Raw genomic sequence first — 22,263 nt, 5'->3', positions numbered from 1 at the left:
GAAAATGATGGTTAAGCTTATTGCCCATGTGCTTGTTCATAGTGGTGGTGATTTTTTGCTTATTCAGCGTTCGGAAATTAAAAGAGGACAACCCAACGTTTATCCAACTTACTGGGATATTCCTGGTGGCGGGGTTGAAAAGGGTGAACTTCCGCGAGATGGAGCTCTTAGAGAATGTGTTGAAGAAGTGGGAATTAGGCTAGATAGAGGTTCGCTCAAACTTCTTCACGAAGATAGTCAACTGGATACCTCTAAGGATACTGTCTTTACTCGCTTAGTTTATAAAGCAGAGTGGGTTGGGGAGAAGCCAATTATCAGATTAGATTCTGAAGAGCATACACACTTTAAATGGGTTACTATGGATCAAGCTCTAGAGGAGGAGAAGATAGTTCCTTATTTACGAGAAATTTTTGAAAGGTTAAGAGATGACTTATAATTTTACGGAAGAATACGATATTATTGTAATCGGTGCGGGACATGCGGGGGTTGAAGCTTCCCTAGCTGCGAGCCGTATGGGTTGCAAGGTCTTGCTTGCGACTATCAACATTGAAATGCTGGCTTTCATGCCATGTAATCCGTCTATTGGTGGTTCTGCCAAGGGAATTGTCGTGCGTGAAGTGGATGCCCTTGGTGGCGAAATGGCTAAGACCATTGACAAGAGTTACATCCAGATGAAGATGCTCAACACTGGGAAGGGACCAGCTGTCCGTGCCCTTCGTGCGCAGGCTGATAAGGAACTTTACTCTAAGGAAATGCGCAAGACGGTTGAAAATCAAGAAAATCTAACCCTTCGTCAAACCATGATTGATGAGATTTTGGTGGAAGATGGCAAGGTTGTCGGTGTTCGTACAGCTACCCATCAAGAGTATGCCGCCAAGGCTGTTATCGTGACCACAGGGACAGCCCTTCGTGGGGAAATTATCATCGGAGATCTCAAGTATTCATCAGGTCCAAACCACAGTCTGGCTTCTATTAACCTAGCTGATAATCTCAAGGAACTTGGACTTGAAATCGGTCGTTTCAAGACAGGAACTCCTCCACGCGTCAAGGCTTCCTCTATCAACTATGATGTGACAGAGATTCAGCCAGGGGACGAGGCACCAAATCACTTCTCTTACACTTCACGTGACGAAGATTATGTCAAGGACCAAGTTCCATGCTGGTTAACCTACACCAATGGTACCAGTCATGAGATTATCCAAAACAACCTCCATCGTGCGCCTATGTTTACAGGTGTGGTTAAGGGAGTGGGACCTCGTTACTGTCCGTCGATTGAGGACAAGATTGTGCGTTTTGCGGACAAGGAACGCCACCAGCTTTTCCTTGAGCCAGAAGGACGAAACACAGAAGAAGTTTATGTCCAAGGACTTTCAACCAGTCTTCCTGAGGATGTCCAACGTGACTTGGTTCATTCCATCAAAGGTTTGGAAAATGCAGAGATGATGCGAACTGGTTATGCTATCGAGTACGACATGGTCTTGCCTCATCAATTGCGTGCGACTCTGGAAACCAAGAAAATCTCAGGACTTTTCACTGCTGGCCAGACAAATGGAACGTCTGGATATGAAGAAGCTGCTGGCCAAGGGATTATCGCGGGTATCAACGCAGCGCTGAAAATCCAAGGTAAGCCTGAGTTAATTCTAAAACGAAGCGACGGTTATATCGGAGTGATGATTGATGACTTGGTAACTAAGGGGACCATTGAACCTTACCGTCTCTTGACCAGTCGTGCAGAATACCGACTCATCCTCCGTCATGACAATGCCGATATGCGTTTGACTGAGATGGGGCGCGAGATTGGGCTTGTTGACGATGAACGTTGGGCTCGTTTTGAAATCAAGAAAAATCAATTTGAAAATGAAATGAAGCGTTTAGACAGCATCAAACTCAAGCCAGTCAAGGAAACAAATGCTAAGGTTGAAGCAATGGGCTTCAAACCCTTGACAGATGCGGTGACAGCTAAGGAATTTCTTCGTCGCCCAGAAGTCTCTTACCAAGATGTGGTGGCCTTTATCGGACCTGCTGCTGAAGAGTTAGATGACAAGATTATCGAATTGATTGAAACAGAAATCAAGTACGAAGGCTATATCTCAAAAGCTATGGATCAGGTTGCCAAGATGAAACGCATGGAAGAAAAACGGATTCCAGCGAATATTGACTGGGATGATATTGACTCTATCGCGACAGAAGCTCGCCAGAAGTTTAAGCTCATCAATCCAGAAACCATCGGCCAAGCTAGCCGTATTTCAGGTGTAAACCCAGCAGATATTTCAATTCTAATGGTGTATTTAGAAGGTAAAAATCGAAGCATTTCTAAAAACTTAGAAAAGAAAGCTGACTAAAAATAAAAAGCTGAATTCTCTATTGAGGGATTCAGCTTTTTTAGTTTTTTCTTCATTTTTCGAATTAAGAGAAAAGGAGAAATGACTATGCTGACAGTAGAAGAAAAAAATTTTTTAGACCGCTATAAAAGAGTTTCATATCATCGTTTTTATGAGATTGAACGCTTTGTTACCTTGTCTGAAAAGTTGAGCGAACGTCCGCCAAAGGCTGACAAGAACTAGACTTTTTGATATACTAGAACAAATTAAAATATAGGAGAGAGCGAATGAACGTATATGGCAGATTAGAAGACGAACCAACTCCAACTTGGATGGGAAGTCAGGATGCTCCAGTAGAAAATGAGGAGCAACTCGAGGTTGAAACTCGTCAGCCTGCCCGCTTACCATTTTTGAATATCCTCTTTTTGAGTACTCTAGTGGTCCTTGTGTCCGTAATTTTACCCTTCTTTTTAGGGTTAATAAGTCCGGAGCAGTCTCAGGATTTTTATATTGGATGGGCTATGCATCAGAGCGGAGATGTCTACACAGATTATTTTGGAACTAGTGGTCTCCTCTATTACTTTTTACAGTATTTAACCAAGGGCAGTATTTTGTTTGCTGTTTTTAATTGGTTGGCCTTAGTAGGCACGGGATTCTTTCTTTTCCGTTCGGCTTACAATCTGACGGAACAAAACAAGCAATCGCAACAAGTGTTGACGGTCTTTTATGTCCTGGCTAGTGCTCTTAGTTTTGGTGGGGGCTATGCAACTATTCTAGCCCTCCCATTCTTGTTCTATGCCTTGAGTTTAGTAACAGCTTATTTGTCAGAACCAAGTCATGACAAAGGATTTATCCGGATTGGAGCTAGCTTGGCTCTAGCATTTTTCTTTGCGCCCTTGGTCACGGCTTTGTATGGGTTCGTCTTGTTTTTTGCTCTAACAGCTTTTAATGTTGGTCGCAATAACTTGAATCATGGTCTCTATCAATTTTTTGCAGCGGGCCTTGGTTTTTCAATCTTCTTTTATCCAATTGGATACTACACGGCTTATAAAGGCAGTTTCGGAAATGCCATTAGTCAAATCCTTTATCCATTAGATAGTTTAAACTTTACGTCTAACTCGGGATTACTCGACAATATCCTCTTTTATGGATTGTTAGCAATTGCTCTTGGAGCATTGACGCTAGCATTTACAGGTCTCTTCCAATCTAAACCATTGAAACAGTCAGTCTTATCAATCTCTGCTTCAATAGCTGTCATTTTGGTACTAATTTTAGAGATTTTTTCTACAGATCTTATCAATGGTGGTCGTATGGTTGAGTTCCTTCCTTTCTTATCGCTTCTTTTGCTGACACGAATTCCAACAGAGAAAGCGGAAGGAGCGAATCGTCGTAGAAGATCTAGAGAAGAAACTTCGGTATGGGGAGCTTTTGTAAAAGGAAATGTCTATCTACCAATTTTAGCTATTGCTTACCTATTCTTAGCACCTGTAGTATCACGATATTTACTTCATGCAGAACTATATCGAGAACGTACAGCCATCGAAACTAAAGTCAAAGGGGAAACTCAAGCTGCAGATCGTATCTATGTTTGGGATAATCTGACAAGTAGTTATAAGGCTAGTGAACGTTTAGCTGCGAGTCAGTTGCTTTCGCCTAGGTTGCATACAGGACTTGGTGAAAATCGTACCAGACTTATTAATGATCTGAGAGATAATCAACCAAAGATGATTGTAGTGAATACAAAAACAAGTCTATGGACAGAAGTTGAGCAACTTTTAGCTGAAAATTATCAAGCGGTTCAAAGTGACTTCAAAGACTTTAAACTCTATAAATTAAAATAAAAACTATCAATATCTTGTGTAATTTTAAAAAATTTTTATTTTTTGGCACAAGATATTGATTTTTATTTTTTTAGTGATATAATACTTTTTAGAATCAATATTATATTTAAGAAAAGGGTATGGATATGATTGTATTGGAAGAGAAGGCTGTCCCTGATCCGACTTTATTCGTCGAAAAACGTGACGGCAGACGTGTAATTTTTGATGTAGACAAGATTGACAAAGCGCTTCATAAGGCTGCTGAAAAGGTTATGGATGTAACCCCTTTGGTTGAAAAACGACTTAGTACCCTAGTTGAACGTATCGTCGAAGAGATTCATAGCCGTTTCCCACAAGGTGTAAAAATCTATGAAATCCAAAATATCGTAGAACACGAATTGTTGGAAGCTAAAGAATACGCCTTGGCCGAGGAATATATCACCTATCGGACTCAAAGGGATTTTGAGCGCTCAAAAGCGACAGACATCAACTTTAGTATTCATAAACTGCTCAATAAAGATCAAGCGGTTGTCAATGAAAATGCCAATAAGGATAGTGATGTTTTTAATACCCAGCGTGATTTGACGGCAGGGATTGTTGGGAAATCCATCGGACTTCAAATGCTTCCTAAACATGTGGCTAATGCCCATCAAAAAGGGGATATCCACTATCATGATTTGGACTACAGTCCCTATACCCCTATGACCAACTGCTGTTTGATTGATTTCAAGGGCATGCTGGAAAATGGTTTTAAGATTGGAAATGCTGAGGTAGAGAGTCCCAAGTCTATCCAAACTGCGACAGCACAGATTTCACAAATCATCGCAAACGTTGCTTCTAGCCAGTACGGGGGCTGTTCAGCAGACCGTATTGATGAAGTTTTAGCTCCTTATGCAGAGAAAAATTACCAAAAGCACCTCAAGGATGCGGAGGAATGGGTTTTGCCTGACAAGCGCCAAGAATATGCCTGGAAGAAAACCCAAAAAGACATCTACGATGCCATGCAATCACTAGAGTACGAGATTAATACCCTCTTTACATCAAATGGGCAAACGCCATTTACCTCTCTTGGTTTCGGTCTAGGAACCAGTCGTTTTGAACGTGAAATTCAAAAGGCAATCCTGAACATTCGTATCAAGGGGCTTGGTTCAGAACACCGTACAGCCATCTTCCCTAAACTCATCTTTACTCTTAAAAGAGGTCTTAACTTAGAGGAAGGCTCACCTAACTACGACATCAAGCAGTTGGCTCTTGAGTGTGCAACTAAGCGCATGTACCCGGATGTCTTGTCTTATGATAAGATTGTTGAGTTGACTGGTTCTTTCAAGGTTCCGATGGGATGCCGTTCATTCCTTCAAGGATGGAAGGATGAAAATGGAGTTGAAGTCAATTCGGGCCGTATGAACCTAGGTGTGGTAACGGTCAATCTTCCTCGTATTGCTCTTGAATCCGAAGGCGACATGAATAAGTTCTGGGAAATCTTCAACGAGCGCATGAACATCGCGGAAGATGCCTTGGTTTACCGTGTGGAAAGAACCAAGGAAGCCACTCCAGTTAATGCACCAATTCTTTATCAATATGGGGCCTTCGGACGTCGTCTTGGAAAAGAAGAAAGTGTTGACCAACTCTTTAAGAATCGTCGTGCAACTATTTCTCTGGGCTATATTGGCTTGTACGAAGTAGCGACAGTCTTCTTTGGTAATAATTGGGAAAATAATCCAGAAGCCAAAGAGTTCACCCTTGATATTATTCGCGATATGAAACGTCGAGTAGAAGAATGGTCTGACCAATATGGTTACCATTTCTCTATCTATTCAACTCCGTCTGAAAGTTTGACAGACCGTTTCTGTCGCTTGGATACAGAGAAATTCGGCTCTATTCCAGATATTACAGATAAAGAATACTACACAAATTCCTTCCATTATGATGTCCGCAAAAATCCAACACCTTTTGAAAAATTGGACTTTGAGAAAGTCTACCCAGAAGCGGGTGCATCGGGTGGATTCATCCACTACTGTGAGTATCCAGTTCTTCAACAAAATCCAAAGGCCTTGGAAGCTGTTTGGGATTATGCTTATGACCGTGTAGGTTATCTCGGAACCAATACTCCAATTGACCGCTGTTACAAGTGTGATTTTGAAGGAGATTTTGAGCCGACAGAGAGAGGATTTGCTTGTCCTAACTGTGGGAATAATGATCCTAAAACAGTAGATGTTGTTAAACGGACTTGTGGTTATCTTGGGAATCCACAAGCTCGTCCGATGGTTAATGGGCGTCATAAGGAAATTGCTGCACGTGTGAAACACATGAACGGTTCTACTATTAAAACAGCAGGACATGAAGTAAGAAATTAGAAAGAGATAGCATGGGGAAATATCAATTAGATGATAAAGGCAAGGCTTTGGTTCAACGATTTCACGAAAAGCATTCAAAGGGTGGAGTCAATAAAAAAGACCGAGTGGCTAGCCTTAGAGAACAGTTTTTAAACAAAAACAAGAAAAAGTGAGAGTTGCCTCTCGCTTTTCTTATAGCGGGGAGGGGAATATGGAGCTACGCAGACCGACATTGGCAGATAAAGAAACAATTTTAGAGATGATGGCAGAGTTTGAAAAGAGCCAATCAGCCCACGATGGCGGATTTTGGGATACTGAGAATTTTGTTTACGAAGAGTGGTTAGAAAGTAATCAGAATCATGAAATGGGGATTAATCTGCCTGAAGGGTGGGTGCCTGCTATTCAATTAGTCGCTTTTGCGAAAGATGGACAAGCCGTAGGGTTCCTTAATCTCCGATTGCGTCTTAGTGACTACTTGTTGGAGCTAGGTGGCCACATTGGCTACTCTATTCGTCCGTCTGAAAGATGCAAGGGCTACGCCAAAGAGTCCCTCCGCCAAGGTCTACAAGTTGCTAAAGAAAAGAATATCAAGCGAGCACTTGTGACTTGTAGCACGGAAAATCCTGCCAGCCGAGCTGTTATCTTAGCTAATGGTGGGGAGTTGGAGGATGTTCGAAACGGAACAGAGCGCTATTGGATAGACTTGGAGTAAAAGCATGACATGGAATACACCAAAACCAGGCGAGTGGAAAAGTGAAGAACTGAGTCAAGGTCGAATCATTGATTACAAGGCTTTTAACTTTGTCGATGGCGAAGGAGTGCGCAATTCCCTTTACGTAGCAGGTTGTATGTTTCACTGTGAGGGCTGTTACAACGTAGCAACCTGGTCCTTTAATACAGGCGTACCTTATACCCCAGAGTTGGAAGAGCAAATCATAGCAGACCTAGCCCAACCCTATGTTCAAGGCTTGACTTTATTAGGAGGAGAACCCTTCCTCAATACGGGTATTCTCTTGCCTCTCGTGAAACGTATACGGAAAGAATTGCCAGAAAAAGATATCTGGTCTTGGACGGGATACACATGGGAAGAGATGATGCTGGAGACACTTGATAAACTAGAACTCTTGTCCATGATTGATATTCTTGTCGATGGGCGATATGATCGGAACAAAAGGAATCTCATGCTCCAGTTTCGAGGTTCGTCCAATCAACGAATTATCGATGTACAAAAATCTCTGCAAAGTGGAAAAGTAGTTATTTGGGACAAGCTTAATGATGGGAAACAAAGCTATGAACAGGTGAGGAGAGAATAAAAAGACAATTGCAGAAACTGTATCTATAATATAGAAGAAAAAATAAAAATTTGCTCTTCATTTATGCTTTTTTGAGATAAGGAGCGATAAGAAAACAGTTTCATTCGAAAAATTAAAAAAATCCTGTCAAATCCCTTGCAATCGCAGGGGCTTTGTGTTATTCTATTATGGTGCTGTAAATTACAGCCTTAGCTTTGAAGCAAGAGGTTGCGACACGCTCGGTTGCATTGCCACGCAACGCGCGTCGGTTTTCTTGTGGAGCTAGCCTATTATCTTAAATAGACGAAAAGGAGAAAAAGATGGCAAACAAAAAAATCCGTATCCGTTTGAAAGCTTACGAACACCGTACGCTTGACACAGCGGCTGCTAAAATCGTAGAATCAGCTACTCGTACAGGTGCAGAAGTTGCAGGTCCAATCCCACTTCCAACTGAGCGTAGCCTCTACACAATCATTCGTGCGACTCACAAATATAAAGACTCTCGCGAACAATTCGAAATGCGTACACACAAACGTTTGATCGATATCATCAACCCAACTCAAAAAACAGTTGACGCTTTGATGAAATTGGATCTTCCAAGTGGTGTAAACGTAGAAATCAAACTTTAATTTAAAGCTTGATACCTTGAGCATAAAAAACGCTCGTTAAAAACTTTTTGAATAAAAAATATAGAAAAGGAACTATTTTCTCATGACAAAAGGAATCTTAGGGAAAAAAGTGGGAATGACTCAAATCTTCACTGAAGCTGGCGAATTGATCCCTGTAACAGTTATCGAAGCAACTCCAAACGTTGTTCTTCAAGTTAAAACTGTTGAAACAGATGGTTACAACGCTATCCAAGTTGGTTTCGATGACAAACGCGAAGTATTGAGCAACAAACCTGCTAAAGGACATGTAGCAAAAGCTAACACGGCTCCTAAGCGCTTCATTCGTGAATTCAAAAACGTTGAAGGCTTGGAAGTTGGTGCTGAAATCACAGTTGAAACTTTCGCAGCTGGAGACATTGTTGATGTAACTGGTACATCTAAAGGTAAAGGTTTCCAAGGTGTTATCAAGCGCCACGGACAATCACGTGGACCTATGGCTCACGGTTCTCGTTACCACCGTCGTCCAGGTTCTATGGGACCTGTTGCACCTAACCGCGTATTCAAAGGTAAAAACCTTGCAGGACGTATGGGTGGCGATCGTGTAACAATTCAAAACCTTGAAGTTGTACAAGTTGTTCCAGAAAAGAACGTTATCCTTATTAAAGGTAACGTACCAGGTGCTAAGAAATCTCTTATCACTATCAAGTCAGCAGTTAAAGCTGGTAAATAATAAGGAAAGGGGAATACAGTCAAAATGGCAAATGTAACATTATTCGACCAAACTGGTAAACAAGCGGGCGAAGTTGTTCTTAGCGATGCAATCTTTGGTATCGAACCAAACCAATCTGTTGTGTTTGATGTGATCATCAGCCAACGTGCTAGCCTTCGTCAAGGAACTCACGCAGTTAAAAACCGCTCAGCTGTTTCAGGTGGCGGACGCAAACCATGGCGTCAAAAAGGAACTGGACGTGCTCGTCAAGGTTCTATCCGCTCTCCACAATGGCGTGGTGGTGGAATCGTCTTCGGACCAACTCCACGTAGCTATGCGTACAAACTTCCTCAAAAAGTTCGTCGCCTTGCACTTAAATCTGTTTACTCAGAAAAAGTTGCTGAAAACAAATTTGTAGCCGTTGATTCTCTTGAATTTACAGCTCCAAAAACTGCTGAATTTGCAAAAGTTCTTGCAGCTTTGAGCATCGATTCTAAAGTCCTTGTTATTCTTGAAGAAGGAAACGAATTCGCAGCTCTCTCAGCTCGTAACCTTCCAAATGTGAAAGTTGCGACTGCTACAACTGCAAGTGTTCTTGACATCGCAAATAGTGACAAACTTCTTGTTACTCAAGCAGCTATCTCTAAAATCGAGGAGGTTCTTGCATAATGAATTTGTATGATGTTATCAAAAAACCTGTTATCACTGAAAGCTCAATGGCTCAACTTGAAGCAGGCAAATATGTATTTGAAGTTGACACTCGTGCACACAAACTTTTGATCAAGCAAGCTGTTGAAGCTGCTTTCGAAGGTGTTAAAGTTGCAAATGTTAACACAATCAACGTAAAACCTAAAGCTAAACGTGTTGGACGTTACACTGGTTTTACTAACAAAACTAAAAAAGCTATCATCACTCTTACAGCTGATTCAAAAGCAATCGAGTTGTTTGCAGCTGAAGCTGAATAATCTAAGGAGGAAATATCGTGGGAATTCGTGTTTATAAACCAACAACAAACGGTCGCCGTAATATGACTTCTTTGGATTTCGCTGAAATCACAACAAGCACTCCTGAAAAATCATTGCTTGTTGCATTGAAGAGCAAGGCTGGTCGTAACAACAACGGTCGTATCACAGTTCGTCACCAAGGTGGAGGACACAAACGTTTCTACCGTTTGGTTGACTTTAAACGTAACAAAGACAACGTTGAAGCAGTTGTTAAAACTATCGAGTACGATCCAAACCGTTCTGCAAACATCGCTCTTGTACACTACACTGACGGTGTGAAAGCGTACATCATCGCTCCAAAAGGTCTTGAAGTTGGTCAACGTATCGTTTCAGGTCCAGAAGCAGATATCAAAGTCGGAAACGCTCTTCCACTTGCTAACATCCCAGTTGGTACTTTGATCCACAACATCGAATTGAAACCAGGTCGTGGTGGAGAATTGGTACGTGCTGCTGGAGCTTCTGCTCAAGTATTGGGTCAAGAAGGTAAATACGTTCTTGTTCGTCTTCAATCAGGTGAAGTTCGTATGATTCTTGGAACTTGTCGTGCAACAGTTGGTGTTGTCGGAAACGAACAACATGGACTTGTAAACCTTGGTAAAGCAGGACGTAGCCGTTGGAAAGGTATCCGCCCAACAGTTCGTGGTTCTGTAATGAACCCTAACGATCACCCACACGGTGGTGGTGAAGGTAAAGCACCAGTTGGTCGTAAAGCACCATCAACTCCATGGGGCAAACCTGCTCTTGGTCTTAAAACTCGTAACAAGAAAGCGAAATCTGACAAACTTATCGTTCGTCGTCGCAACGAGAAATAATTTAAAACTAGTCGCTTAAGCGCTAGATAATCCGCCAGCTCGGTAGTGCTCGTTGAGAGCGCAAGCCGCTGTGGTACTATATTTAAAGGAGAAAATATAAAAATGGGACGCAGTCTTAAAAAAGGACCTTTCGTCGATGAGCATTTGATGAAAAAAGTTGAAGCTCAAGCTAACGACGAAAAGAAAAAAGTTATCAAAACTTGGTCACGTCGTTCAACGATCTTCCCAAGTTTCATTGGTTACACTATCGCAGTTTATGATGGACGTAAACACGTACCTGTTTACATCCAAGAAGACATGGTAGGTCACAAGCTTGGTGAATTTGCACCAACTCGTACTTACAAAGGTCACGCCGCAGACGACAAGAAGACACGTAGAAAATAAGGAGAACATAAATGGCAGAAATTACTTCAGCTAAAGCAATGGCTCGCACAGTACGTGTTTCACCTCGTAAATCACGTCTTGTTCTTGACAACATCCGTGGTAAAAGCGTAGCCGATGCAATCGCAATTTTGACATTCACTCCAAACAAAGCTGCTGAAATCATCTTGAAAGTTTTGAACTCAGCTGTAGCTAACGCTGAAAACAACTTTGGTTTGGATAAAGCTAACTTGGTAGTATCTGAAGCATTCGCAAACGAAGGACCAACTATGAAACGTTTCCGTCCACGTGCGAAAGGTTCAGCTTCACCAATCAACAAACGTACAGCTCATATCACTGTAGCTGTTGCAGAAAAATAAGGAGGTAAAATCGTGGGTCAAAAAGTACATCCAATTGGTATGCGTGTCGGCATCATCCGTGATTGGGATGCCAAATGGTATGCTGAAAAAGAATACGCGGATTACCTTCATGAAGATCTTGCAATCCGTAAATTCGTTCAAAAAGAACTTGCTGACGCAGCAGTTTCAACTATTGAAATCGAACGCGCAGTAAACAAAGTTAACGTTTCACTTCACACTGCTAAACCAGGTATGGTTATCGGTAAAGGTGGTGCTAACGTTGATGCACTCCGTGCAAAACTTAACAAATTGACTGGAAAACAAGTACACATCAACATCATCGAAATCAAACAACCTGATTTGGATGCTCACCTTGTTGGTGAAGGAATTGCTCGTCAATTGGAGCAACGTGTTGCTTTCCGTCGTGCACAAAAACAAGCAATCCAACGTGCAATGCGTGCTGGAGCTAAAGGAATTAAAACTCAAGTATCAGGTCGTTTGAACGGTGCAGATATCGCCCGTGCTGAAGGATACTCTGAAGGAACAGTTCCGCTTCACACACTTCGCGCAGATATCGATTACGCTTGGGAAGAAGCAGATACTACATACGGTAAACTTGGTGTTAAAGTATGGATCTACCGTGGTGAAGTTCTTCCAGCTCGTAAAAACACTAAAGGAGGTAAATAACCAATGTTAGTACCTAAACGTGTTAAACACCGTCGTGAATTCCGTGGTAAAATGCGCGGTGAAGCTAAAGGTGGGAAAGAAGTAGCATTCGGTGAATACGGTCTTCAAGCTACAACTAGCCACTGGATCACTAACCGCCAAATCGAAGCTGCTCGTATCGCCATGACTCGTTACATGAAACGTGGTGGTAAAGTTTGGATTAAAATCTTCCCACACAAATCTTACACAGCTAAAGCTATCGGGGTTCGTATGGGATCTGGTAAAGGGGCACCTGAAGGTTGGGTAGCACCAGTTAAACGTGGTAAAGTAATGTTTGAAGTTGCTGGTGTATCTGAAGAAGTTGCTCGCGAAGCGCTTCGACTTGCAAGCCACAAATTGCCAGTTAAATGTAAATTCGTAAAACGTGAAGCAGAATAAGGAGAAGGCATGAAACTTAATGAAGTAAAAGAATTTGTTAAAGAACTTCGTGGTCTTTCTCAAGAAGAACTCGCGAAGCGCGAAAACGAATTGAAAAAAGAATTGTTTGAACTTCGTTTCCAAGCTGCTACTGGTCAATTAGAACAAACAGCTCGCTTGAAAGAAGTAAAAAAACAAATCGCTCGTATCAAAACAGTTCAATCTGAAGCGAAATAATAGACTAGGGAAGGAGAAATTTCAATGGAACGCAATAATCGTAAAGTTCTTGTTGGACGTGTTGTATCTGACAAAATGGACAAGACAATCACAGTTGTAGTTGAAACAAAACGTAACCACCCAGTCTATGGTAAACGTATTAACTACTCTAAAAAATACAAAGCACATGATGAAAACAATGTTGCCAAAGAAGGCGATATCGTACGTATCATGGAAACTCGCCCGCTTTCAGCTACAAAACGTTTCCGTCTTGTAGAAGTTGTTGAAGAAGCGGTAATCATCTAATCAAACCTGAAAGGAGAAAACTGAAATGATTCAAACAGAAACTCGTTTGAAAGTCGCAGACAACAGCGGTGCTCGCGAAATCTTGACTATCAAAGTTCTTGGTGGTTCAGGACGTAAATTTGCAAACATCGGTGATGTTATTGTGGCATCTGTAAAACAAGCTACTCCTGGTGGTGCGGTTAAAAAAGGTGACGTTGTAAAAGCAGTTATCGTTCGTACTAAATCAGGTGCTCGTCGTGCTGATGGTTCATACATCAAATTTGACGAAAACGCAGCAGTTATCATCCGTGACGATAAAACTCCTCGCGGAACACGTATCTTTGGCCCAGTTGCACGTGAATTGCGTGAAGGTGGCTTCATGAAGATCGTGTCACTTGCTCCAGAAGTACTTTAATCAATAAACACAAACACAGTCCCCTGGGCTAGCCAGGGTGCCCATCGGGCGTAAGAATAAAAGGAGAAAAAAATGTTTGTAAAAAAAGGCGACAAAGTTCGCGTAATCGCTGGTAAAGATAAGGGAACAGAAGCTGTTGTCCTTACTGCCCTTCCAAAAGTAAACAAAGTTATCGTTGAAGGTGTTAACATCGTTAAGAAACACCAACGTCCAACTAACGAACTTCCTCAAGGTGGTATCATCGAGAAGGAAGCAGCTATCCACGTATCAAACGTTCAAGTTTTGGACAAAAATGGTGTAGCTGGTCGTGTTGGTTACAAATTTGTAGACGGTAAAAAAGTTCGCTACAACAAAAAATCAGGCGAAGTGCTTGATTAATCACGAAGGAAAGGAGAAGTATAATGGCAAATCGTTTAAAAGAAAAATATCTTAATGAAGTAGTTCCTGCTTTGACAGAACAATTTAACTACTCATCAGTGATGGCTGTTCCTAAAGTGGATAAGATCGTTTTGAACATGGGTGTTGGTGAAGCAGTATCAAACGCTAAAAGCCTTGAAAAAGCTGCTGAAGAATTGGCGCTTATCTCAGGTCAAAAACCACTTATCACTAAAGCTAAAAAATCTATCGCCGGCTTCCGTCTTCGTGAAGGTGTTGCGATCGGTGCAAAAGTTACCCTTCGTGGTGAACGTATGTACGAATTCTTGGATAAATTGGTTTCAGTATCACTTCCACGTGTACGTGACTTCCACGGTGTTCCAACAAAATCATTTGACGGACGCGGAAACTACACACTTGGTGTGAAAGAGCAATTGATTTTCCCAGAAATCAACTTTGATGACGTTGACAAAACTCGCGGTCTTGACATCGTTATCGTAACTACTGCTAACACTGACGAAGAGTCACGTGCATTGCTTACAGGCCTTGGAATGCCTTTTGCAAAATAATATAGGAGGTATAACTAATGGCTAAAAAATCTATGATTGCTAAGAACAAACGCCCAGCGAAGTTCTCTACTCAAGCATACACTCGCTGTGAACGTTGTGGACGTCCACACTCAGTTTACCGCAAGTTTAAACTTTGCCGTGTTTGCTTCCGTGAATTGGCATATAAAGGTCAAATCCCTGGTGTAACAAAAGCATCTTGGTAATTTAAGATATCAAGGGCGTCAAAACTCCAAGTGAAAATAGGAAACTTGGCGAAGAAACTTTAGTTTCTAGAAAAGTTTATCTTTTTCACACAGAGTTTAGCCCGGGTTCATTTGGGCTAGCCAATTTGAACACGAGCTACAGCCTTGGCAAAAAAGATCAATTTACTTTGGAACATAGTTCCTGCATTAAATTGCCTATTTTTGCTCTTGCTGTAACGCTCTCTGTATCATGTATTAACTAGCAAGTGCAACTTGCAAACTACTAGTAAGAGGAGAAAAATAAAATGGTTATGACTGACCCAATCGCAGACTTCCTAACTCGTATTCGTAACGCTAACCAAGCAAAACACGAAGTACTTGAAGTACCTGCATCAAACATCAAAAAAGGGATTGCTGAAATCCTTAAACGCGAAGGTTTTGTTAAGAACGTAGAAATCATCGAAGATGACAAACAAGGCATCATCCGTGTATTCCTTAAATACGGAGCAAACGGTGAACGAGTTATCACTAACTTGAAACGCGTTTCTAAACCAGGACTTCGTGTCTACAAAAAACGTGAAGATCTTCCAAAAGTTCTTAACGGACTTGGAATTGCTATCCTTTCAACTTCTGAAGGTTTGCTTACTGATAAAGAAGCTCGCCAAAAGAATGTTGGTGGTGAGGTTATCGCTTACGTTTGGTAATATTTAGCTCCCAATTTCTTTATGACTCTTCGTTATCGTCTCTAGCCTAACCAAAAGTTATGCCTGCGAGACGATGCCTAGATTCACTTTGAAATTGAAATCTAAATATTCCTTTAAATCGAGAAATCGATTTAACCCCGTGAAAACTGGCCTTTATGGCCTGACAATTTAACAGGAGAATAAAAACATGTCACGTATTGGTAATAAAGTTATCGTGTTGCCTGCTGGTGTTGAACTCACTAACAATGACAACGTTGTAACTGTAAAAGGACCTAAAGGAGAACTTACTCGTGAGTTCTCAAAAGATATTGAAATCCGTGTGGAAGGTACTGAAGTAACTCTTCACCGTCCAAACGATTCAAAAGAAATGAAAACTATCCACGGAACTACTCGTGCACTTTTGAACAACATGGTTATTGGTGTTTCAGAAGGATTCAAGAAAGAACTTGAAATGCGTGGGGTTGGTTACCGTGCACAACTTCAAGGAAACAAACTTGTTTTGGCTGTTGGTAAATCACATCCAGACGAAGTTGAAGCTCCAGAAGGAATTACTTTTGAACTTCCAAACCCAACGACTATCGTTATCAGCGGAATTTCAAAAGAAAAAGTTGGTCAAACAGCTGCTTACGTACGTAGCCTTCGTTCACCAGAACCATACAAAGGTAAAGGTATCCGTTACGTTGGCGAATATGTTCGTCTTAAAGAAGGTAAAACTGGTAAATAATGTTGAGTGGTTGATTTTCAACCATCAACCTCATTACCAACTTTGTGCATAGCACACGATTTAAAATTAAAGAGGTGAAAACTGTGATTTCTAAACCAGATAAAAACAAACTCCGCCAAAAACGCCACCGTCGCGTTCGCGGAAAACTCTCTGGAACTGCTGATCGCCCACGTTTGAACGTATTCCGTTCTAATACAGGCATCTACGCTCAAGTGATTGATGACGTAGCGGGTGTAACGCTCGCAAGTGCTTCAACTCTTGACAAAGAAGTTTCAAAAGGAACTAAAACTGAACAAGCCGTTGCTGTCGGTAAACTCGTTGCAGAACGTGCAAGTGCTAAAGGTATTTCAGAAGTGGTGTTCGACCGCGGTGGATATCTATATCACGGACGTGTGAAAGCTTTGGCTGATGCAGCTCGTGAAAACGGATTGAAATTCTAATAGGAGGACACTAGAAAATGGCATTTAAAGACAATGCAGTAGAACTTGAAGAACGCGTAGTTGCTGTTAACCGTGTTACAAAAGTTGTTAAAGGTGGACGTCGTCTTCGTTTCGCAGCTCTTGTAGTTGTTGGTGACCGCAATGGTCGTGTAGGATTTGGTACTGGTAAAGCTCAAGAAGTTCCAGAAGCAATCCGCAAAGCAGTAGAAGATGCTAAGAAAAACTTGATCGAAGTTCCTATGGTTGGAACAACAATCCCACATGAAGTTCTTTCAGAATTCGGTGGAGCTAAAGTATTGTTGAAACCAGCTGTAGAAGGTTCTGGAGTTGCCGCAGGTGGTGCAGTTCGTGCCGTTGTGGAATTGGCAGGTGTGGCAGATATTACATCTAAATCACTTGGCTCTAACACTCCAATCAACATTGTTCGTGCAACTGTTGAAGGTTTGAAACAATTGAAACGCGCTGAAGAAGTTGCTGCCCTTCGTGGTATTTCAGTTTCTGATTTGGCATAAGAAAGGGGATAAAATGGCTCAAATTAAAATTACTTTGACTAAGTCTCCAATCGGACGCATTCCATCACAACGTAAAACTGTTGTAGCACTTGGACTTGGCAAATTGAACAGCTCTGTTATTAAAGAAGATAACGCTGCTATCCGTGGTATGATCACTGCAGTATCTCACTTGGTAACAGTTGAAGAAGTAAACTAATAAAATTTTAGGGGATGTGCATAAGACCATCCCCTAAAACTAGATATAGTCATCTTAGATGACTTAGTATAGGCGAGTTGATAAGGGAGACAACCTTTTCTCTCTTATCGGCGCTAGCATTTTACAAAAGAGGAGAAAATATATAATGAAACTTCATGAATTGAAACCTGCAGAAGGTTCTCGTAAAACTCGTAACCGTGTTGGTCGTGGTACTTCATCAGGTAACGGTAAAACATCTGGTCGTGGTCAAAAAGGTCAAAAAGCTCGTAGCGGTGGCGGAGTACGCCTTGGTTTTGAAGGTGGACAAACTCCATTGTTCCGTCGTCTTCCAAAACGTGGATTTACTAACATCAACGCTAAAGAGTATGCGATTGTTAACCTTGACCAATTGAACGCCTTTGATGATGGTGCTGAAGTAACTCCAGTGGTACTTGTAGAATCAGGAATTGTTAAATCTGAAAAATCAGGTATCAAGATTCTTGGTAACGGTGAGTTGACTAAGAAGTTGACTGTTAAAGCTGCTAAATTCTCTAAATCAGCTGAAGAAGCTATCACTGCTAAAGGTGGTTCAGTTGAAGTCATCTAAGTGAGGTGACCTATGTTTTTTAAATTATTGAGAGAAGCACTCAAAGTTAAGCAAGTTCGATCAAAGATTTTATTTACAATTTTTATCGTATTTGTTTTTCGTATCGGTACTAGTATTACTGTACCGTGGGTAAATGCAAATAGCTTGAACGCTTTGAGTGGACTATCCTTCTTGAATATGTTGAGCTTAGTGTCAGGGAATGCCATGAAAAACTTTTCAGTTTTTGCTCTTGGAGTCAGCCCCTACATTACAGCCTCAATCGTCGTTCAACTCTTGCAAATGGATTTATTACCAAAGTTTGTGGAGTGGGGCAAACAAGGGGAAGTTGGTCGTAGAAAGTTAAACCAAGCGACTCGATACATTGCACTAGTGCTTGCATTTGTTCAATCAGTCGGTATTACTGCTGGTTTTAACGCTCTGTCTGGTGCTAAACTTTTGACTGTACCACTTACACCACAAGTTTTCCTTGTGATTGGAGGAATCTTAACAGCAGGTAGCATGATTGTAACCTGGCTGGGAGAGCAAATCACAGATAAGGGATATGGTAATGGTGTTTCAATGATTATCTTTGCAGGGATTGTTGCTTCAATTCCTGATATGGTTAAGGGCATCTACGTGGACTACTTTGTCAATGTACCAAGTAGTCGATTGACATCGTCTCTCATTTTCGTTGCCATCTTAATCATTGCTGTTTTGTTAATTGTATACTTTACAACTTACGTTGAACAAGCTAAATACAAGATTCCAATTCAGTATACAAAGGTAGCTCAAGGTGCGCCGTCAAGCTCCTATCTTCCATTGAAGATTAACCCTGCTGGGGTTATCCCAGTTATCTTTGCTAGCTCTATTACAGCAGCACCGGCAGCAATTTTACAATTTGTAAGTGCGTCTGGCCTTAATTGGGAATGGGTAAAAACAGCTCAAGAGTTGGTATCTACTTCAACCCCAACAGGTGTTGCTTTGTATGCTCTGTTGATTATTCTCTTTACATTCTTCTATACATTTGTACAGATCAACCCAGAGAAAGCGGCAGAAAATTTACAAAAGAGTGGAGCTTATATCCATGGTGTCCGTCCTGGTAAGGGGACAGAAGAATACATGTCAAAACTTCTTCGTCGTCTCGCAACAGTCGGATCAATCTTCCTAGGTGTGATTTCTATCCTACCTATTGTAGCTAAAGATTTATTTGGTCTTTCAGAAGTTGTCGCTTTTGGGGGAACAAGTTTGCTAATCATTATCTCTACAGGTATCGAAGGAATTAAACAATTGGAAGGTTATCTATTGAAACGTAAGTATGTTGGTTTCTTAGATACAACAGAATAATTGTAATAGAAAATAAAATTCACTATTGCTCAGAGAGTGGAGTGTAAAAATCAAAGACATTGTCAGATTTTTATCTCCTCTCTTCTATTTTGTTTTTAAATAGGAGTTGAAATGAATTTTTGCTTCTATTTAAATACAAAAAAGGAGTTTGAATCATGAATCTTTTGATTATGGGTTTACCTGGTGCAGGTAAAGGGACACAAGCAGCGAAAATTGTTGAACAGTTTCACGTTGCCCACATCTCAACAGGTGACATGTTCCGTGCAGCAATGGCTAACCAAACTGAAATGGGTGTACTAGCTAAGTCATATATTGACAAAGGCGAATTGGTTCCAGATGAAGTAACAAATGGAATTGTTAAAGAACGTCTTTCTCAAGATGATATTAAAGAAACTGGTTTCTTGTTGGATGGCTACCCACGTACAATTGAGCAAGCACATGCCTTAGATAAAACATTGGCTGAACTTGGAATTAAACTTGAAGGTGTTATCAACATCGAAGTAGATCCATCTTGCCTACTTGAACGTTTGAGTGGTCGTATCATTCACCGTGAAACTGGCGAAACTTTCCATAAAGTATTCAACCCACCAGTTGATTACAAAGAGGAAGATTACTACCAACGTGAAGATGATAAACCTGAGACAGTAAAACGCCGTTTGGATGTCAATATTGCTCAAGGTGAACCAATCATCGCCCACTATCGTGCTAAAGGTCTAGTACATGATATCGAAGGGAACCAAGATATCAATGATGTCTTTAAAGATATCGAAAAGGTATTGACAAATTTGAAATAAAAGCGTTTTTCAGGCTTGCAAAATGTCTTGACAAATGTTATACTGAGTTAGTCTGACTTATAATTGTTGTCTCTGTGTCTAGAGGCATCAAATCGAAATTTAGGGAGGTACTTTTGCGTGGCAAAAGACGATGTGATTGAAGTTGAAGGCAAAGTAGTCGATACGATGCCGAATGCAATGTTTACGGTTGAACTTGAAAATGGACATCAGATTTTAGCAACAGTTTCTGGTAAAATTCGTAAAAACTATATTCGTATTTTAGCGGGAGATCGTGTTACTGTTGAAATGAGTCCATATGACTTGACACGTGGACGTATCACTTACCGCTTTAAATAATCGAAAAACTTGGAGGGATAAGAAATGAAAGTAAGACCATCGGTCAAACCAATTTGCGAATACTGTAAAGTAATTCGTCGTAATGGTCGTGTTATGGTAATTTGCCCAGCAAATCCAAAACACAAACAACGTCAAGGATAAGATAGAAAGGAGAAAACATGGCTCGTATTGCTGGAGTTGATATTCCAAATGACAAACGCGTAGTTATCTCATTGACTTATGTCTATGGTATCGGACTTGCAACATCTCAAAAGATTTTGGCAGCTGCTGGAGTTTCAGAAGATATTCGTGTTCGTGACCTTACATCAGATCAAGAAGATGCTATCCGTCGTGAAGTGGATGCAATTAAAGTTGAAGGTGACCTTCGTCGTGAAGTGAACTTGAACATCAAACGTTTGATGGAAATCGGTTCATACCGTGGTATCCGTCACCGTCGTGGACTTCCTGTCCGTGGACAAAACACTAAAAACAACGCTCGCACTCGTAAAGGTAAAGCTGTTGCGATTGCTGGTAAGAAAAAATAATATAGGAGGTAAAAGTCTTGGCTAAACCAACACGTAAACGTCGTGTGAAAAAGAATATCGAATCTGGTATTGCTCATATTCACGCTACATTTAATAACACTATTGTTATGATTACTGATGTGCATGGTAATGCAATCGCTTGGTCATCAGCTGGTGCTCTTGGTTTCAAAGGTTCTCGTAAATCTACACCATTTGCTGCTCAAATGGCTTCAGAAGCTGCTGCTAAATCTGCACAAGAACACGGTCTTAAATCAGTTGAAGTTACTGTAAAAGGTCCAGGTTCTGGTCGTGAGTCAGCTATTCGTGCTCTTGCTGCCGCTGGTCTTGAAGTAACAGCAATTCGTGATGTGACTCCAGTGCCACACAATGGTGCTCGTCCTCCAAAACGTCGCCGTGTATAATCATTACCTTTACACTGCTTTTCGTTTAAGAGGGAGTAACTAAATGATCGAGTTTGAAAAACCAAATATAACAAAAATTGATGAAAATAAAGATTATGGCAAGTTTGTAATCGAACCACTAGAACGTGGATACGGTACAACACTTGGTAACTCTCTTCGTCGTGTACTTCTTGCTTCTCTTCCAGGAGCAGCTGTTACATCTATCGATATCGATGGAGTATTACATGAATTTGATACAATTCCTGGTGTTCGCGAAGACGTGATGCAAATCATTCTGAACATTAAAGGTATTGCAGTTAAATCATATGTAAAAGACGAAAAGACTATTGAACTTGATGTTGAAGGTCCTGCTGAAGTGACAGCCGGAGATATTTTAACTGATAGTGATATTGAAATCGTAAATCCAGATCATTATCTTTTCACAATCGGAGAAGGTGCTTCATTTAAAGCAACTATGACTGTAAACACTGGTCGTGGTTATGTACCTGCAGATGAAAATAAAAAAGATAATGCCCCAGTTGGAACACTTGCTGTAGATTCTATTTATACACCAGTTACAAAAGTTAACTATCAAGTTGAGCCTGCTCGTGTAGGAAGCAATGATGGTTTCGACAAATTAACCCTTGAAATCTTGACAAATGGAACTATTATTCCAGAAGATGCTTTAGGGCTTTCAGCACGTATTTTGACAGAACATCTTGATTTGTTTACAAATCTTACAGAGATTGCTAAATCTGCAGAAGTGATGAAAGAAGCTGATACTGAATCGGACGACCGTATTTTGGAACGTACGATTGAGGAACTTGACTTGTCTGTACGCTCATATAACTGTTTGAAACGTGCTGGTATCAATACTGTGCATGATTTGACAGAAAAATCTGAAGCAGAGATGATGAAAGTAAGAAATCTTGGACGCAAGAGTTTGGAAGAAGTGAAACTCAAACTCATTGATTTGGGTCTTGGATTAAAAGATAAATAAA

Annotated in this window: 36 protein-coding genes; all 36 read left to right on the top strand. The window is 41.0% G+C overall.

Annotation, left to right across the window (positions count from 1 at the left end):
- The first annotated feature begins 4 nt into the window (after nucleotides 1–4).
- The 36 genes from ACXYSM_RS07915 (at nucleotide 5) to ACXYSM_RS07740 (ending at nucleotide 22,262) form a co-directional block, all read left to right on the top strand.
- Nucleotides 5–436 (top strand): NUDIX hydrolase, encoded by a 432-nt coding sequence (locus ACXYSM_RS07915; protein WP_458634950.1) that lies wholly within the window; start codon nucleotides 5–7, stop codon nucleotides 434–436.
- Nucleotides 426–2,342 (top strand): tRNA uridine-5-carboxymethylaminomethyl(34) synthesis enzyme MnmG, encoded by a 1,917-nt coding sequence (mnmG, locus tag ACXYSM_RS07910; RefSeq protein WP_458634949.1) that lies wholly within the window; start codon nucleotides 426–428, stop codon nucleotides 2,340–2,342. The genes ACXYSM_RS07915 and mnmG overlap by 11 nt, the downstream gene beginning before the upstream one ends.
- Nucleotides 2,343–2,429: 87 nt before the next feature.
- The gene (locus tag ACXYSM_RS07905) at nucleotides 2,430–2,564 is read left to right on the top strand and encodes a hypothetical protein (protein ID WP_024054483.1); all 135 of its coding nucleotides are present in this window, start codon (nucleotides 2,430–2,432) and stop codon (nucleotides 2,562–2,564) included.
- 44 nt (nucleotides 2,565–2,608) lie between these two features.
- Nucleotides 2,609–4,162 carry a damage-inducible protein CinA gene (locus tag ACXYSM_RS07900; RefSeq protein ID WP_458634948.1) on the top strand — a complete coding sequence of 518 codons (1,554 nt, stop codon included), beginning with the start codon at nucleotides 2,609–2,611 and terminating at the stop codon, nucleotides 4,160–4,162.
- Between the two features lie 125 nt (nucleotides 4,163–4,287).
- Nucleotides 4,288–6,495 carry an anaerobic ribonucleoside-triphosphate reductase gene (gene nrdD, locus ACXYSM_RS07895; protein ID WP_458634997.1) on the top strand — a complete coding sequence of 736 codons (2,208 nt, stop codon included), beginning with the start codon at nucleotides 4,288–4,290 and terminating at the stop codon, nucleotides 6,493–6,495.
- An 11-nt stretch (nucleotides 6,496–6,506) separates the two neighbouring features.
- Nucleotides 6,507–6,647, top strand: coding sequence for a hypothetical protein (locus ACXYSM_RS07890; RefSeq protein WP_000521611.1), 141 nt, complete (start codon nucleotides 6,507–6,509; stop codon nucleotides 6,645–6,647).
- A 38-nt stretch (nucleotides 6,648–6,685) separates the two neighbouring features.
- Nucleotides 6,686–7,186 (top strand): GNAT family N-acetyltransferase, encoded by a 501-nt coding sequence (locus ACXYSM_RS07885; protein ID WP_458634947.1) that lies wholly within the window; start codon nucleotides 6,686–6,688, stop codon nucleotides 7,184–7,186.
- Nucleotides 7,187–7,190: 4 nt separating this feature from the next.
- Nucleotides 7,191–7,787 (top strand): anaerobic ribonucleoside-triphosphate reductase activating protein, encoded by a 597-nt coding sequence (nrdG, locus tag ACXYSM_RS07880; RefSeq protein ID WP_458634946.1) that lies wholly within the window; start codon nucleotides 7,191–7,193, stop codon nucleotides 7,785–7,787.
- Nucleotides 7,788–8,086: 299 nt separating this feature from the next.
- Nucleotides 8,087–8,395: a 30S ribosomal protein S10 gene (gene rpsJ, locus ACXYSM_RS07875; RefSeq protein ID WP_001284511.1), complete on the top strand. Its 309-nt coding sequence runs from the start codon at nucleotides 8,087–8,089 to the stop codon at nucleotides 8,393–8,395.
- An 82-nt stretch (nucleotides 8,396–8,477) separates the two neighbouring features.
- Complete coding sequence (gene rplC / locus ACXYSM_RS07870) at nucleotides 8,478–9,104, top strand: 50S ribosomal protein L3 (protein WP_004251088.1); 627 nt, start codon at nucleotides 8,478–8,480, stop codon at nucleotides 9,102–9,104.
- Between the two features lie 24 nt (nucleotides 9,105–9,128).
- Nucleotides 9,129–9,752 (top strand): 50S ribosomal protein L4, encoded by a 624-nt coding sequence (gene rplD, locus ACXYSM_RS07865; protein ID WP_006154757.1) that lies wholly within the window; start codon nucleotides 9,129–9,131, stop codon nucleotides 9,750–9,752.
- Nucleotides 9,752–10,048, top strand: coding sequence for a 50S ribosomal protein L23 (locus ACXYSM_RS07860; protein ID WP_001055347.1), 297 nt, complete (start codon nucleotides 9,752–9,754; stop codon nucleotides 10,046–10,048). The genes rplD and ACXYSM_RS07860 overlap by 1 nt, the downstream gene beginning before the upstream one ends.
- Nucleotides 10,049–10,065: 17 nt before the next feature.
- Entirely contained in the window at nucleotides 10,066–10,899 is an 834-nt protein-coding gene (gene rplB, locus ACXYSM_RS07855; protein WP_000512910.1) for a 50S ribosomal protein L2, read from the top strand.
- A 102-nt stretch (nucleotides 10,900–11,001) separates the two neighbouring features.
- A complete protein-coding gene (rpsS, locus tag ACXYSM_RS07850; protein ID WP_000533766.1) occupies nucleotides 11,002–11,283 on the top strand; it encodes a 30S ribosomal protein S19 in 282 nt (93 codons plus the stop codon).
- A gap of 11 nt (nucleotides 11,284–11,294) precedes the next feature.
- Nucleotides 11,295–11,639: a 50S ribosomal protein L22 gene (gene rplV / locus ACXYSM_RS07845; protein ID WP_000818137.1), complete on the top strand. Its 345-nt coding sequence runs from the start codon at nucleotides 11,295–11,297 to the stop codon at nucleotides 11,637–11,639.
- Between the two features lie 12 nt (nucleotides 11,640–11,651).
- The gene (gene rpsC / locus ACXYSM_RS07840) at nucleotides 11,652–12,305 is read left to right on the top strand and encodes a 30S ribosomal protein S3 (RefSeq protein WP_000529936.1); all 654 of its coding nucleotides are present in this window, start codon (nucleotides 11,652–11,654) and stop codon (nucleotides 12,303–12,305) included.
- Nucleotides 12,306–12,308: 3 nt separating this feature from the next.
- The gene (rplP, locus tag ACXYSM_RS07835) at nucleotides 12,309–12,722 is read left to right on the top strand and encodes a 50S ribosomal protein L16 (RefSeq protein WP_002928793.1); all 414 of its coding nucleotides are present in this window, start codon (nucleotides 12,309–12,311) and stop codon (nucleotides 12,720–12,722) included.
- Nucleotides 12,723–12,731: 9 nt separating this feature from the next.
- Nucleotides 12,732–12,938, top strand: a complete 207-nt coding sequence (gene rpmC, locus ACXYSM_RS07830) for a 50S ribosomal protein L29 (RefSeq protein WP_000772918.1) — start codon at nucleotides 12,732–12,734, stop codon at nucleotides 12,936–12,938.
- A 24-nt stretch (nucleotides 12,939–12,962) separates the two neighbouring features.
- Nucleotides 12,963–13,223: a 30S ribosomal protein S17 gene (rpsQ, locus tag ACXYSM_RS07825; protein ID WP_000440801.1), complete on the top strand. Its 261-nt coding sequence runs from the start codon at nucleotides 12,963–12,965 to the stop codon at nucleotides 13,221–13,223.
- 25 nt (nucleotides 13,224–13,248) lie between these two features.
- Complete coding sequence (rplN, locus tag ACXYSM_RS07820) at nucleotides 13,249–13,617, top strand: 50S ribosomal protein L14 (RefSeq protein ID WP_002928796.1); 369 nt, start codon at nucleotides 13,249–13,251, stop codon at nucleotides 13,615–13,617.
- A 72-nt stretch (nucleotides 13,618–13,689) separates the two neighbouring features.
- Complete coding sequence (gene rplX / locus ACXYSM_RS07815; RefSeq protein WP_000497691.1) at nucleotides 13,690–13,995, top strand: 50S ribosomal protein L24; 306 nt, start codon at nucleotides 13,690–13,692, stop codon at nucleotides 13,993–13,995.
- A 23-nt stretch (nucleotides 13,996–14,018) separates the two neighbouring features.
- Nucleotides 14,019–14,561: a 50S ribosomal protein L5 gene (gene rplE, locus ACXYSM_RS07810; RefSeq protein WP_000013542.1), complete on the top strand. Its 543-nt coding sequence runs from the start codon at nucleotides 14,019–14,021 to the stop codon at nucleotides 14,559–14,561.
- 17 nt (nucleotides 14,562–14,578) lie between these two features.
- Nucleotides 14,579–14,764, top strand: coding sequence for a type Z 30S ribosomal protein S14 (locus ACXYSM_RS07805; protein ID WP_001085699.1), 186 nt, complete (start codon nucleotides 14,579–14,581; stop codon nucleotides 14,762–14,764).
- A 284-nt stretch (nucleotides 14,765–15,048) separates the two neighbouring features.
- The gene (gene rpsH / locus ACXYSM_RS07800; RefSeq protein WP_004251095.1) at nucleotides 15,049–15,447 is read left to right on the top strand and encodes a 30S ribosomal protein S8; all 399 of its coding nucleotides are present in this window, start codon (nucleotides 15,049–15,051) and stop codon (nucleotides 15,445–15,447) included.
- Between the two features lie 187 nt (nucleotides 15,448–15,634).
- Complete coding sequence (gene rplF, locus ACXYSM_RS07795; RefSeq protein WP_016466460.1) at nucleotides 15,635–16,171, top strand: 50S ribosomal protein L6; 537 nt, start codon at nucleotides 15,635–15,637, stop codon at nucleotides 16,169–16,171.
- Between the two features lie 83 nt (nucleotides 16,172–16,254).
- Nucleotides 16,255–16,611: a 50S ribosomal protein L18 gene (rplR, locus tag ACXYSM_RS07790; protein ID WP_004251098.1), complete on the top strand. Its 357-nt coding sequence runs from the start codon at nucleotides 16,255–16,257 to the stop codon at nucleotides 16,609–16,611.
- A gap of 17 nt (nucleotides 16,612–16,628) precedes the next feature.
- Entirely contained in the window at nucleotides 16,629–17,123 is a 495-nt protein-coding gene (rpsE, locus tag ACXYSM_RS07785; protein ID WP_004251100.1) for a 30S ribosomal protein S5, read from the top strand.
- Between the two features lie 13 nt (nucleotides 17,124–17,136).
- A complete protein-coding gene (gene rpmD, locus ACXYSM_RS07780; protein ID WP_000057241.1) occupies nucleotides 17,137–17,319 on the top strand; it encodes a 50S ribosomal protein L30 in 183 nt (60 codons plus the stop codon).
- A 145-nt stretch (nucleotides 17,320–17,464) separates the two neighbouring features.
- Nucleotides 17,465–17,905 (top strand): 50S ribosomal protein L15, encoded by a 441-nt coding sequence (gene rplO / locus ACXYSM_RS07775; protein ID WP_004251104.1) that lies wholly within the window; start codon nucleotides 17,465–17,467, stop codon nucleotides 17,903–17,905.
- A 12-nt stretch (nucleotides 17,906–17,917) separates the two neighbouring features.
- A complete protein-coding gene (gene secY / locus ACXYSM_RS07770; protein WP_004251112.1) occupies nucleotides 17,918–19,228 on the top strand; it encodes a preprotein translocase subunit SecY in 1,311 nt (436 codons plus the stop codon).
- A gap of 155 nt (nucleotides 19,229–19,383) precedes the next feature.
- The gene (locus ACXYSM_RS07765; RefSeq protein ID WP_004251114.1) at nucleotides 19,384–20,022 is read left to right on the top strand and encodes an adenylate kinase; all 639 of its coding nucleotides are present in this window, start codon (nucleotides 19,384–19,386) and stop codon (nucleotides 20,020–20,022) included.
- Nucleotides 20,023–20,139: 117 nt separating this feature from the next.
- A complete protein-coding gene (gene infA, locus ACXYSM_RS07760; protein WP_001029883.1) occupies nucleotides 20,140–20,358 on the top strand; it encodes a translation initiation factor IF-1 in 219 nt (72 codons plus the stop codon).
- A 24-nt stretch (nucleotides 20,359–20,382) separates the two neighbouring features.
- Entirely contained in the window at nucleotides 20,383–20,499 is a 117-nt protein-coding gene (gene rpmJ, locus ACXYSM_RS07755; RefSeq protein WP_001808836.1) for a 50S ribosomal protein L36, read from the top strand.
- 17 nt (nucleotides 20,500–20,516) lie between these two features.
- Nucleotides 20,517–20,882, top strand: coding sequence for a 30S ribosomal protein S13 (gene rpsM, locus ACXYSM_RS07750; RefSeq protein WP_004251117.1), 366 nt, complete (start codon nucleotides 20,517–20,519; stop codon nucleotides 20,880–20,882).
- 17 nt (nucleotides 20,883–20,899) lie between these two features.
- Nucleotides 20,900–21,283 (top strand): 30S ribosomal protein S11, encoded by a 384-nt coding sequence (gene rpsK, locus ACXYSM_RS07745; protein WP_001118385.1) that lies wholly within the window; start codon nucleotides 20,900–20,902, stop codon nucleotides 21,281–21,283.
- Nucleotides 21,284–21,326: 43 nt separating this feature from the next.
- Nucleotides 21,327–22,262 carry a DNA-directed RNA polymerase subunit alpha gene (locus ACXYSM_RS07740; protein WP_004251121.1) on the top strand — a complete coding sequence of 312 codons (936 nt, stop codon included), beginning with the start codon at nucleotides 21,327–21,329 and terminating at the stop codon, nucleotides 22,260–22,262.
- The last annotated feature ends 1 nt before the right edge of the window (nucleotide 22,263 follow it).

The organism is Streptococcus sp. V940 (genome assembly GCF_054353495.1).
The sequence above is the reverse complement of the archived record's forward strand: the minus strand, read 5'-3'. Positions and strand labels throughout refer to the sequence as shown.